This is a genomic window from Streptomyces venezuelae ATCC 10712 (assembly GCF_008639165.1).
GTDB classification, from domain to species: Bacteria; Actinomycetota; Actinomycetes; order Streptomycetales; family Streptomycetaceae; genus Streptomyces; species Streptomyces venezuelae.
In genome coordinates this window covers 5064570-5076602 of the sequence record NZ_CP029197.1, presented here as the reverse complement: position 1 = coordinate 5076602, position 12033 = coordinate 5064570, and the positions used below count along the sequence as shown (strand labels likewise).

Below are 12033 nucleotides of genomic sequence, written 5' to 3'. Positions count from 1 at the left end.
GCAGCATGTCTCTCGCCCTTGACGCCGCCGCTCAGGATCTCCTTTTCCGCGAGGCCCGCACCGCCAACACGTTCACCGACGAGCCGGTGACCGACGAGCAGGTCCAGGCGATCTACGACCTGGTGAAGTACGGCCCGACCGCCTTCAACCAGACCCCGCTGCGCATCACCCTGGTCCGCTCCCCCGAGGCCCGCGAGCGCCTGGTCAAGCACATGGCCGAGGGCAACCAGGCCAAGACCGCCACCGCCCCGCTCGTGGCGATCCTCTCCGCCGACAACGAGTTCCACGAGGAGCTCCCGGCCCTGCTCCCGCACTTCCCGCAGGCCAAGGACATGTTCTTCGCCGAGCGCCCGGTCCGTGAGCAGTCCGCCGTCCTGAACGCCGCCCTCCAGGCCGCGTACTTCATCGTGGGCGTCCGCGCCGCCGGCCTGGCCGCCGGCCCGATGACCGGCCTGGACTTCGCCGGTGTCCAGAAGGAGTTCCTGGACGCCGACCACACCCCGCTGATGGTCGTCAACATCGGCAAGCCGGGCGAGGACGCCTGGTTCCCGCGCTCCCCGCGCCTGGCCTACGACGAGGTCGTCACCACCGTCTGAGCCTGACGGCGAGCACGAGGAAGGCCCCGCACTCCACGAGTGCGGGGCCTTCTCACGTATCCCTACGGCCGGATTTCCTACGGCCAGTCCTACGGCTCAGATTTCCTACGGCTCGGTTTTCCCGCGCCTCAGACCTTCTTCGACTGGAGCGAGGCCGCCATCTCGGCGAGCCGCTCGAACGAGGCCGTGCCGGTCACGACCGTCGTGGCGCCGCCGTCGACCCGGACGAGCGCGTCGTACTTCGGCCCCTCCCAGCGCTGCCAGACCTGACCGGCCACCGTCTGGGTCTTCCCGGTGTTCTTGGCCCGCTGGGTGACGTCCGGCACGAAGGTGCCCGGCACCGCCGTCGACTGGTGGATCGCCACGTACTGGGTGTCCGGGGAGAGGAAGCCGAGCTGCCAGGCGTTGGCGTTCTCGCGCTTGTACGAAACCACCGTCGCCTTCCATCCCTCGCCGAGGCCCTCGGGGGCCAGCACCGGATACGGCGCCGCCCGCTGGGCCGTCAGGAGCTCGACCCGGTAGTCCTTCGCCTTGACCGGGTCGGCGCTCTCGTCGTGGGGGATGAAGAGATACATCACTCCCGCGGCGACCAAGATCACCCCGAGGGACTGGATCATCCCGCGTACCGTCTGCCTGCCTCGCATACCTGCCACGCCCCCCATGGTCGCATCACGGTCTCGTGCTCATACGTGGGCCCCTCTGCTCATTTTGTCGACGTACCGATAGAGTCACAGCACCCTCTTTTATCCGGCCGTCGCCGTACAGAAAGGTGCGTTCCGATGACCGAGCACCACCATCTTCCGCCCGAGCTTGTCGTTTCTCCCGAGGCCCCCGACCGCAACCTCGCCCTTGAGCTGGTCCGCGTCACCGAGGCCGCCGCCATGGCAGCCGGCCGCTGGGTCGGCCGCGGCGACAAGATCGGCGCGGACGGGGCGGCGGTCAACGCCATGCGGACCCTGATCTCCACCGTCTCGATGAACGGCGTCGTCGTCATCGGCGAGGGCGAGAAGGACGAAGCCCCCATGCTCTTCAACGGCGAGCGGGTCGGCGACGGCACCGGCGCCGAGGTCGACATCGCCGTCGACCCGATCGACGGCACCACGCTCAACGCCAAGGGCATGCCCAACGCGATCGCCGTCCTCGCCGCCGCCGACCGCGGCACCATGTTCGACCCCTCCGCGGTCTTCTACATGGACAAGCTGGTCACCGGACCCGAGGCCGCCGACTTCGTCGACATCAACGCCCCCGTCTCGGTCAACATCCGCCGCGTCGCCAAGGCGAAGAACTCCTCTCCCGAGGACATCACGGTCGTCATCCTGGACCGCCCCCGCCACGAGGGCATCGTCAAGGAGATCCGCGAGACCGGCGCCCGGATCAAGTTCATCTCGGACGGCGACGTCGCCGGTTCGATCATGGCCGTCCGCGAGGGCACCGGCGTCGACATGCTCATGGGCATCGGCGGCACCCCCGAGGGCATCATCTCCGCCTGCGCCATCAAGTGCCTCGGCGGCGTGATCCAGGGCAAGCTGTGGCCGAAGGACGACGCCGAGCGCCAGAAGGCCATCGACGCGGGCCACGACCTGGACCGGGTGCTCTCCACGAACGACCTGGTCTCCGGCGACAACGTCTTCTTCGTCGCCACCGGCATCACCGACGGCGAGATCCTGCGCGGAGTGCGCTACCGCGCCGAGACGGCGACCACGCAGTCGCTGGTCATGCGCTCGAAGTCCGGCACGATCCGCCAGATCGACTCCACGCACCGGCTCTCGAAGCTGCGCGCGTACAGCAAGATCGACTTCGATCGCGCGAAGTAGTCCACAGCGAGGGGCCGTCCGCCGGACGGCACGAAGAGGGGCGCCCCCATGTGCGGTGGGGGCGCCCCTTCCCGTACGGGACGACGGCGCCTCCCGTACGTCACCAGGGACGTACGGCCGTCCCCGGCCGGCCCGTCTGCACTCGGGCCCGCCGGCTGCTCCCGTCAGCCCGCCTGGGCGATCCGGTCGGTCGCGGCCGCCTTCCTCATCTCCACCTCGCGCCGGCGGCGCCGGGCGAGCGCGACCCGGCGCTCGGCCGCCGTGAGACCGCCCCACACCCCGTACGGCTCGGGCTGGAGCAGCGCGTGCTCCCGGCACTCGACCATCACGGGACACCCCGCGCAGACCCGCTTGGCGGCCGCCTCACGTGCGAGCCGCGCGGCGGTCGGCTCCTTCGAGGGGGCGAAGAAGAGTCCGGCCTCGTCCCGGCGGCACACCGCCTCCGCGTGCCAAGGACCGGCCTCGTCCTCCCGGGCAGGGGCGCGCTGAGGGGGGACGGCGGCGACCTGGAGGGGCTGATGCGGCGGTTGCAGCACGGTCTACTCCTGACGACGGCTTCGCGAGCGAGCGGCGATGCAGCAGCCCTACCCGCTGTGCGCGCGCCTATGCACTGCGTACGGCGCCGTTCCGCTCTGCGGATACCCGAGGACGAATTCCGGTCACCGGCGACACCGTCACCGCCCCGGGCGCCCCTCGCCGCCCCCGGCGCCCCCGCCGCCCGGGCCGTCGCGTCAGTGACCGAGGTGCTTGCGCAGCTTGTCCTGGAGGTCGGTGATCCACTTGCCGCGCTTGGGCCGGGCCTCGACGTTCCCGAAGACCGAGTAGCCGTTGATGACGACGACCGGGGCCTGCGGGTCGACGCCCTCCAGGGTCACGACCTCGAAGTTGCCGAAGACCCCGCTGCCGCTGCCGCGCAGGCTGATGTTCTCGGGGACGCGCACCTCCACGTTCCCGAAGATCGACGTGGCGTTGATCGTGGTCAGCCGCTGGGCGAAGATCGCCTCGGTCAGGTCGATCTCGATGTTCCCGAAAAGAGCGAACGCGTTCGTCCGGCGGCTCACCCGCCAGCGTCCCTTACGGGTGGTGCTGGAGAAGATCGCGACGAGGTTGTCCGGCGGACCGTCGACGCCCTCCGGGCCGTACGCGTAGTCCGGGGCGGGCTCCTGGCGGGGGCGGGCCCCCGGCAGGTCGCGGACGATCGGCTCCAGTTCCCCGACGGTCTTCGCCCGGTACACCGCGTCGATGCGGTCCGAGTGCTCCTCCGCGTCGAGCCGGCCCTCGGCCAGGGCGTCCCTGAGGATGTCCGCGATCCGGTCCCGGTCCGCGTCCGAAGCGCGCAACGCGCCCTGCGGGTCGGCGAAGACGGGCTGCGCGGGAGCCGTCTCGGCGGGCGCGGCCTGCCGCTGCGGCTGCGGCTGCTTTTCGGGTTCGGGCTTCTTTTCGAGGTCCACGGAGCCAGCCTAGCGAAACGCGATAGATCGCGACCAGGGGGCAGGCCGTGCCCTGTGGACGAAGTCGCGTCACGTTCCGGACGACCAAGTGAGCCTTACCTCACAGGACCGTGCCCCTGGCCGCGTTCTACGCTGGAGGGCGCACTGCCAACGGAGGCGGTGCGACGTCTTGCCGAGTGAGGAATGGCCCCCATGCCAGAGTTTGCGTACTCCGATCTGCTCCCCCTGGGAGAGGACACCACGCCCTACCGCCTGGTGACCTCCGAAGGTGTCTCCACCTTCGAGGCCGACGGCCGTACGTTCCTCAAGGTCGAGCCGGAGGCGCTGCGCACGCTGGCCGCCGAGGCGATCCACGACATCCAGCACTTCCTGCGGCCGGCCCACCTGGCCCAGCTGCGCCGGATCATCGACGACCCCGAGGCCTCGTCGAACGACAAGTTCGTCGCGCTCGACCTCCTCAAGAACGCGAACATCGCCGCCGCCGGCGTCCTGCCCATGTGCCAGGACACGGGCACCGCGATCGTCATGGGCAAGCGCGGCCAGAACGTGCTGACCTCCGGCCGCGACGAGGAGGCCCTGTCCAAGGGCGTCTACGACGCGTACACCAAGCTGAACCTGCGGTACTCGCAGATGGCCCCGGTGACCATGTGGGAGGAGAAGAACACCGGCTCGAACCTGCCCGCGCAGATCGAGCTGTACGCGACCGACGGCGGCGCGTACAAGTTCCTCTTCATGGCCAAGGGCGGCGGCTCCGCCAACAAGTCCTTCCTCTACCAGGAGACCAAGGCGGTCCTGAACGAGGCCTCCATGATGAAGTTCCTGGAGGAGAAGATCCGTTCGCTCGGCACGGCGGCCTGCCCGCCGTACCACCTGGCGATCGTCGTCGGCGGCACCTCCGCCGAGTTCGCGCTCAAGACCGCCAAGTACGCCTCCGCGCACTACCTGGACGAGCTGCCGACCGAGGGCGACGCCGCCACCGGCCACGGCTTCCGGGACAAGGAGCTGGAGGAGAAGGTCTTCGAGCTGACGCAGAAGATCGGCATCGGCGCCCAGTTCGGCGGCAAGTACTTCTGCCACGACGTCCGCGTGGTCCGGCTGCCGCGCCACGGCGCCTCGCTGCCCGTCGCCATCGCCGTCTCCTGCTCGGCCGACCGCCAGGCCGTCGCGAAGATCACCGCCGAGGGCGTCTTCCTCGAGCAGCTGGAGACGGACCCGGCGCGCTTCCTGCCGGAGACGGAGGACTCCCACCTCGACGAGTCCTCGGACGTCGTGAAGATCGACCTGAACCAGCCGATGGACGACATCCTCGCCGAGCTGACCAAGTACCCGGTCAAGACCCGTCTTTCGCTGAACGGGCCGCTGGTCGTGGCGCGCGACATCGCGCACGCCAAGATCAAGGAGCGCCTGGACGCGGGCGAGGAGATGCCGCAGTACCTGAAGGACCACCCGGTCTACTACGCGGGCCCGGCGAAGACCCCCGAGGGGTACGCCTCCGGTTCCTTCGGTCCGACCACGGCCGGCCGGATGGACTCGTACGTGGAGCAGTTCCAGGCGGCGGGCGGCTCGAAGGTCATGCTGGCCAAGGGCAACCGGAGCAAGCAGGTCACCGACGCCTGTGGCAGCCACGGCGGCTTCTACCTGGGTTCGATCGGCGGCCCGGCCGCGCGTCTCGCGCAGGACTGCATCAAGAAGGTCGAGGTCGTCGAGTACGAGGAGCTCGGCATGGAGGCGGTCTGGAAGATCGAGGTCGAGGACTTCCCGGCGTTCATCGTGGTGGACGACAAGGGCAACGACTTCTTCCAGAACCCGGCCCCGGAGCCGACGTTCACCCACATCCCGGTGCGGGGCCCCGGCCTCGGCTGATCAACTGACGCCCGGCGCGCGCCCCTCGGTCCTTCCGGACCGGGGGGCGCTGTCGATTTCCGCTCAGAAACTCGCTACCGACCGGTAGCCAACTCGTTGCCTACTGTCCAGTATTGGGCGCGAGCATGCCAAAGTCCTGAGCTGGTCGACCAAGGAGCCCCCCATGCCCCCCACGCCCCTGCGCCGCCGCGCCGCCGCCGGCACCACCGCCGCGCTCGCCCTCACCGCGTTCCTCGTGGTGGGCCCCGCGCCCACCGCGTCCGCCGCCGACCCGGACAGCCACAGCACGTCGACCGCCGCCTTCAAGGACGTCGACTACCGGACCTGGCTGCGTGACGTGGCGGCCGTGGTCGACCAGGCCCGTCCGTACATCGAGGAGCGCTCCGAGAACGCGGACCGCGAGAAGCAGGCCATCGTCCTCGACATCGACAACAGCTCCCTCGAGACGGACTTCCACCCCTTCTGGGAGCTGCCGACCCCGGCCATCGCCGACGTGCGCTCACTGGTCCGCGACGCCCACGCCCGGGGCGTGGACGTCTTCTTCGTCACCGCCCGCCCGGGGATCATCCACGCCCTCACCGACTGGAACCTGAAGCAGGCCGGCTACCCGGTCGACGGGCTCTACGTCCGCTCGCTGCCCGACCTGTTCGCCGAGGTCAGCGCGTACAAGACCGAGCAGCGCGCGAAGATCGAGGCCAAGGGCTACACGATCATCGCGAACATCGGCAACAACACCACCGACCTGGTCGGCGGCCACGCCGAACGCACCTTCAAGCTCCCGGACTACGGCGGCAAGCTCTCCTGAACCCCGGCCTCCGATCGGCCCCGGCGGGTCACTTGCCGATGTGGAACTCCAGTCGCGAGTAGTCGCCGTCCGGGGTCGAACGGATGGTGCCGCGCGCGTCCTTGAAGTCGCCGGTCCCGCCGTTGACGGCGATGTCGAACGCGGACACCTCGTCCTGTCCCGGATCGACCGTCAGCATGGTCTGGCCCGTGACCTGCCCGCCGGGTCCCCCGTCGAACACGAAGGTGCCCACGCACAGGACGTCGCTGGGGTTGCCCGCGCGGACGACGGTGCAGGCCACCCCGTCCCGGCCGATCCGGTCGCCGCCCTTGGTCCTGAACAGGTCGTCGGCGAAGGCGAACGAGTCCCCGAGCTCGGGTGGCGGCCCGGTCGCCTCGCCGCTCTGGTCGCCGGGCACCTCCTTGGCGTACACGGTGAACTCGAACCCGTCGGCGGCGGACGCCGGCACGGCGGCGACGGCGCAGAACGCCCCCGCCGCGACCGCGCTCACGCCCAGCGCGCCGATCCTCCTGAAGCTGCGGAACATGTCCTGCCTCCTGCGGGGAATCCCCCCGGGGATCTTCGGACCTGCTTCACATTGTGCGACGCCCGCCCCGGACACGCCCGTCCGGAGTACCCCGGGCCGCTCGTTACGCTGACGCGCATGAGACACCCGATACGGACCCTGGCGCCGGTCGCCGCCGCCCTCGCGGCGGGGCTGCTGCTCGCCGGCTGCGGCGACGTGGAGCCGCTCCCCGAGGTCACCCAGGGCGCACGGCCGACCGCCGCGCCCACCACCACCGCGCCGGCCGCCACCGCGGTCGCGGCCGGTGCGAGCCTCGGTGGTCCGGGGACGGCCTGCCCGCTGCCGGTGTCCTTCCGGCTGGCGGAGAAGTGGCGGCCGAAGGCGGTCGAGAACCCCGAGGACCCGGAGTTCGCCGCGCTCACCCGGCAGGGCCCGGCCACGGTCCGCTGCGAGGTGGACGCCAAGCCGGCCGGCCACGTCGGCTTCCTGCGGGTGTGGACGGCCGGGAAGGGCCCCGCGCGGGCCGCGCTCGAAGGGTTCGTGAAGGCCGCGAAGGGCGCGTCCGGGGCCGCCTACGAGGAGACCGGGAGCGGCGCGCGGGCCGCGGTCGAGGTGACGTACACCGTCCGCGACGAGCTGGGCGGCGGGTCCAAGGAGGAGCGGGCCTTCGCCGTGGCGACGCCGAAGGGGGCGGTGATCGTCCACCTCGGCGGGCTCGACACCGCCGAGCACCGGGCGATGCTCCCGGCGTACGAGCTGGCCCGGACCACGCTGAAGGTGCTCTGAGGCCGCCAGCGGGGAACGGGCCGTGGCCCCCGGCCGGTGTGCCGGCGGGGGGCCACGGCGGTCCTGGACCGCGGTGCATGGTTCCCGGACCGGGTTCACGCTTCCCGGGCCGGGTTCTACGGTTCCCGGACCGGGTTGTACGGCTCCCAGCCCGGGTTCACGCTTCCCGGACCGGGCTCTACGGCTCTCAGCCCGGGGTCACCGTTCTACGGCTCCCGGACCGCCTCGCCGTCACACGAAGTTCTGTCCGGTCGAGCCGTCGCAGTTCTGGAGCCTGACGGGCTGCCTCGCCGCGCTCTGGGTGAGGCAGAGGCCCGTCGCCTCGGCGGGGCGGATCGTGGCCCCGTCGCGGACGAACTTCTGGTTGCCACCGCCGTGGCAGTTCCAGAGGACGAGCGCCTTGCCCGTCTGGTAGCCGGAGGCGGGCACGTCCAGGCAGCGGTCCTGGGTCAGCCGGGTGTGGACGGTCTTGCGGGCGGAGTCGTACCACCACGCCTGGTTGGGGCCGCCGTGGCAGTCCCAGCCGAGGACGGCGGTGCCGTTGGCCGAGCGGGCCCCGTCGACGTCCAGGCAGTTGCCCGTCGCCTGGCTCTTCAGCGCCCGGTAGACGTCGTCCCAGGCCAGCGGGAACAGGGTCGGGGTGCCCGTGGAGTTCACGTCGGCGCAACTGGCCTCACGCGTGCCCGCGTTGTAGATCTGGGTGAGGCAGGACGCGAAGGCGGCGTGGCCGCGCGCGTTGGGGTGGAAGGACTGCCGTACGGAGTTCTCGTCCGGGGTCCCGGGCTTGGAGAGGTCGATGTAGAGGCCGCGGGCCCAGGTGTCCTCCATGCAGACCTCGTGGCCGTGGAAGAGCCGCGAGTTGTCGAGGTAGACGGCCCCGGTGGAGGCGGCCGCGGCGCGCATCCCGCGCTCGAAGGCGGGGACGGCGGTGTTGCGGCCCCAGACGGTGTCGGAGTCGTAGCCGAGTCCGCCGCAGATCAGCTTGCCGGGGAAGTCCGGGTTGTCGTTGAAGTCGGGTCCGATGGGGCTGGGGTAGCCCATGACGACGAGCTTGTAGTCGCCGTCGGCGTATCCGGCGTCGCGCATCACGGTCTTGAGGTCGCGCACGGTCTGCTCGACCTTGGGGACGAGCGCGTCGACCCGGGCCTGCCAGCCGGGGGCGTACTTGGGCTCGCAGGGGCCCTGGAGGAGCAGGTAGCGCTGGACGCAGTCGGTCATGACGGGCCCGAACTGCAGGTCGTCGTTGGCTCCGGCGACGAGCACCACCATCTTGATCCGGGTGTTGCGCGCCTTGACGGCCAGGTTGTCGCTCTGGACGAGCTCGTCGGCGTACTGCTTGGAGCCGCCGATGCGGATGTTGCCGGTGTAGGCGCCGGAGCAGGACACGTTGAACGTGAGGTCCGCGGGGATGCCGGTGCGGTGGATGGCCGCGTCGGGCGAGCGGTGGCACCAGTTGCTGGGACCGTTGGTGGGCGGCTCATACGTGCCGACGCCCTCGCCGGAGATCTCGCTGTCGCCGAGGGAGATCAGGCCGGTCTTGCGCTGGGCGAGCGGGCGCTCCTCGGGGCTGCCGTAGATCTTGGTGGCCTCGGCGGCCCGGATCGCCTCGAGGGCGGGCGGGAGCGGTACGGAGGCCGTCGCGGCCGTGGTGCCGGCCGCCGCGGTGGTGGGGGCGGCCGCGCCGGCGGGGGCGGCCGCGGTCATCGTGCCGAGTGCGGCGGCGGCCGCGGCGACGGCGGCGATGGGCCAGCGGAGTCTGTACCTGGTGCGCTTCACTGCGCCTCCTGGAAGTGGGGTTACCCACGGTTTTTACTGGCCGGTACGCGCCTTGGGAATACATCGAACAAGACAAGTGCTCATCTTTTTACGGAGGTTGAACACCATGAACGACACAGACCAGGCCGGCGGATTCCGGATCGAGCACGACTCCATGGGCGAGGTACGGGTACCCGCCCACGCCAAGTGGCGGGCCCAGACCCAACGGGCCGTGGAGAACTTCCCGGTCTCCGGACAGCGCCTGGAGCGCGCCCACATCGAGGCCCTGGCCCGGATCAAGGCCGCCGCCGCGCGGGTCAACGCCGAACTCGGCGTGATCGACGGTGACCGCGCCGAGGCCATCGCCGCGGCGGCGGCCGAGGTCGCCGAGGGGCGCTGGGACGAGCACTTCCCGGTCGACGTCTTCCAGACCGGCTCGGGCACCTCGTCCAACATGAACACCAACGAGGTGATCGCCACCCTGGCCACCGAGCGGCTCCCGGAGGGGCGCGAGGTCCACCCCAACGACCACGTGAACGCCTCGCAGTCCTCCAACGACGTCTTCCCGTCCTCCATCCACATCGCCGCCACCGGCGCGGTCACCCGCGACCTGATCCCCGCCCTCGACCATCTGGCCGCCTCCCTGGAGCGAAAATCGGCCGAATTCGCGTCGGTGGTGAAGTCGGGCCGTACGCACCTCATGGACGCCACCCCGGTCACCCTCGGCCAGGAGTTCGGCGGTTACGCGGCGCAGGTCAGGTACGGTGCCGAGCGGCTGCGCGGCGCGCTCCCCCGGCTCGCCGAACTCCCCCTCGGCGGTACGGCGGTGGGCACCGGCATCAACACCCCGGCCGGCTTCTCCGCGGCCGTCATCGCCGAGGTCGCCCGCGCGACCGGTCTGCCGCTGACCGAGGCCCGCGACCACTTCGAGGCGCAGGGCGCCCGTGACGCGCTGGTGGAGACGTCGGGGCAGCTCCGTACGATCGCGGTCTCCCTCACCAAGATCGCCAACGATCTGCGCTGGATGTCCAGCGGACCCCGCACGGGCCTCGCGGAGATCAACCTCCCCGACCTCCAGCCCGGCTCGTCGATCATGCCGGGCAAGGTGAACCCGGTGATCCCCGAGGCGGTCCTGATGGTCGCCGCCCAGGTGACCGGAAACGACACCACCGTCGCGGTGGCGGGCGCGGCCGGGAACTTCGAGCTCAACGTCATGCTCCCGGTGATGGCCAAGAACCTGCTCGAGTCCGTACGGCTGCTGGCCAACGCGTCCCGGCTGCTCGCCGACCGCACGGTGGACGGGATCACGGCGAACGTCGAGCGGGCCCGCGAGTACGCCGAGTCCTCGCCGTCCGTGGTCACCCCGCTGAACAAGTACATCGGCTACGAGGAGGCCGCCAAGGTCGCCAAGAAGTCCCTCGCCGAGCGGAAGACCATCCGGGAGGTGGTCATCGAGTCCGGGTACGTGGAGCGGGGCGATCTGACGGTCGAGCAGCTGGACGAGGCGCTGGACGTGCTCCGCATGACCCGCCCGTGAGAGGGGACATCGGATGACTCATCCGTGATCTGTGCCGCTGCGGTGGTGGGAGCGCGCCCCTAAGATCTGCGCATGACAGGATCGGGCGGCTCCCAGCACTGGGCGCCTGGGGATCACATCCTCTGGCGCTATCGCGGCAACGGCACCGGAGAGGTGCACATCTGCCGACCCGTGACGGTCGTCCAGGACACCCCCGAGCTGCTCGCGGTCTGGATGGCGCCCGGCACGGAATGCGTCCGGCCCGTGCTCGCCGACGGCACGCCCGTGCACGAGGAGCCGCTCGCCACCCGCTACACCGCCCCGCGCACCACGGAACGCGCGCGGTGGTCCGGCAGCGGGGTGCTGAAGCTGGCGAGACCCGGCGAGCCCTGGTCGGTGTGGCTGTTCTGGGAGCGCGGCTGGCGCTTCCGCAGCTGGTACGTGAACCTGGAGGAGCCGCGGGTCCGCTGGGCCGGCGGCTTCGACTCCGAGGACCACTTCCTCGACATCTCCGTCTACCCCGACCGCAGCTGGCTGTGGCGGGACGAGGACGAGTTCGCCCAGGCCCAGCGGTCCGGTCTGATGGGCCCCGGGCAGGCGGCGCGGGTCCGCGCGGCCGGGGCGCTGGCGGTGGACCGGATCAAGGCGTGGGGGGCGCCGTTCGCGGACGGCTGGGAGGACTGGCGGCCCGATCCCGGATGGCGGGTTCCGGAGCTGCCGGCCGACTGGGACCGCACTCCGGCGCACACGGCGCCGTGAGACCCTTGATGCGCCCCCGGGGTTGAAACGTAGGATCGTCCTCCGCACGGCGGAGGGGGGCCGAACGGCACGTCGGACCGACCCGACGAGCGGACCAACGACCGAACGCAGCGCAGGACCTGACCTGAAGTCATCCACGAGGGGGAGAGCAGTGCCGGACGTCTGCCCGGGTGTTCCGACCCC

12 protein-coding genes are annotated in these 12033 nt (G+C 70.9%); 7 read left to right on the top strand and 5 right to left on the bottom strand.

Going from position 1 to position 12033, the window contains the following annotated elements; genetic code table 11:
* Window positions 1–5 precede the first annotated feature (5 nt).
* Window positions 6–596, top strand: coding sequence for a malonic semialdehyde reductase (locus DEJ43_RS23630; protein WP_015035905.1), 591 nt, complete (start codon window positions 6–8; stop codon window positions 594–596).
* A gap of 128 nt (window positions 597–724) precedes the next feature.
* On the opposite strand, the gene DEJ43_RS23625 is transcribed toward DEJ43_RS23630, so the two are convergent.
* The gene (locus DEJ43_RS23625; protein ID WP_181399436.1) at window positions 725–1258 is read right to left on the bottom strand and encodes a DUF4245 domain-containing protein; all 534 of its coding nucleotides are present in this window, start codon (window positions 1256–1258) and stop codon (window positions 725–727) included.
* Window positions 1259–1375: 117 nt separating this feature from the next.
* On the opposite strand from DEJ43_RS23625, the gene glpX reads away from it, so the two are divergent.
* On the top strand, window positions 1376–2410 hold the full coding sequence (gene glpX / locus DEJ43_RS23620; RefSeq protein ID WP_015035903.1) for a class II fructose-bisphosphatase: 1035 nt from the start codon (window positions 1376–1378) through the stop codon (window positions 2408–2410).
* Window positions 2411–2574: 164 nt separating this feature from the next.
* Here glpX and DEJ43_RS23615 read toward each other — a convergent pair whose 3' ends face one another.
* Both DEJ43_RS23615 and DEJ43_RS23610 read right to left on the bottom strand, forming a co-directional pair.
* A complete protein-coding gene (locus DEJ43_RS23615; protein WP_015035902.1) occupies window positions 2575–2946 on the bottom strand; it encodes a WhiB family transcriptional regulator in 372 nt (123 codons plus the stop codon).
* 195 nt (window positions 2947–3141) lie between these two features.
* Window positions 3142–3861 (bottom strand): DUF1707 SHOCT-like domain-containing protein, encoded by a 720-nt coding sequence (locus DEJ43_RS23610; protein WP_015035901.1) that lies wholly within the window; start codon window positions 3859–3861, stop codon window positions 3142–3144.
* 192 nt (window positions 3862–4053) lie between these two features.
* On the opposite strand from DEJ43_RS23610, the gene DEJ43_RS23605 reads away from it, so the two are divergent.
* Window positions 4054–5724 (top strand): fumarate hydratase, encoded by a 1671-nt coding sequence (locus DEJ43_RS23605; protein WP_015035900.1) that lies wholly within the window; start codon window positions 4054–4056, stop codon window positions 5722–5724.
* 163 nt (window positions 5725–5887) lie between these two features.
* The gene (locus tag DEJ43_RS23600) at window positions 5888–6529 is read left to right on the top strand and encodes an HAD family acid phosphatase (RefSeq protein ID WP_015035899.1); all 642 of its coding nucleotides are present in this window, start codon (window positions 5888–5890) and stop codon (window positions 6527–6529) included.
* Between the two features lie 28 nt (window positions 6530–6557).
* Here the strand turns inward: DEJ43_RS23600 and DEJ43_RS23595 are convergent, their stop codons facing one another.
* The gene (locus tag DEJ43_RS23595; protein ID WP_015035898.1) at window positions 6558–7055 is read right to left on the bottom strand and encodes a hypothetical protein; all 498 of its coding nucleotides are present in this window, start codon (window positions 7053–7055) and stop codon (window positions 6558–6560) included.
* 117 nt (window positions 7056–7172) lie between these two features.
* On the opposite strand from DEJ43_RS23595, the gene DEJ43_RS37560 reads away from it, so the two are divergent.
* Complete coding sequence (locus tag DEJ43_RS37560; protein WP_015035897.1) at window positions 7173–7820, top strand: lipoprotein; 648 nt, start codon at window positions 7173–7175, stop codon at window positions 7818–7820.
* Between the two features lie 231 nt (window positions 7821–8051).
* On the opposite strand, the gene DEJ43_RS23585 is transcribed toward DEJ43_RS37560, so the two are convergent.
* Window positions 8052–9596, bottom strand: coding sequence for a ricin-type beta-trefoil lectin domain protein (locus DEJ43_RS23585; RefSeq protein ID WP_041662831.1), 1545 nt, complete (start codon window positions 9594–9596; stop codon window positions 8052–8054).
* Window positions 9597–9702: 106 nt separating this feature from the next.
* Here DEJ43_RS23585 and DEJ43_RS23580 point away from each other — a divergent pair, with 106 nt between their 5' ends.
* Together DEJ43_RS23580 and fomD are read left to right on the top strand one after the other, a co-directional pair.
* Entirely contained in the window at window positions 9703–11112 is a 1410-nt protein-coding gene (locus DEJ43_RS23580) for a class II fumarate hydratase (protein ID WP_015035895.1), read from the top strand.
* Between the two features lie 72 nt (window positions 11113–11184).
* Window positions 11185–11850 (top strand): cytidylyl-2-hydroxypropylphosphonate hydrolase, encoded by a 666-nt coding sequence (fomD, locus tag DEJ43_RS23575; RefSeq protein WP_015035894.1) that lies wholly within the window; start codon window positions 11185–11187, stop codon window positions 11848–11850.
* The last annotated feature ends 183 nt before the right edge of the window (window positions 11851–12033 follow it).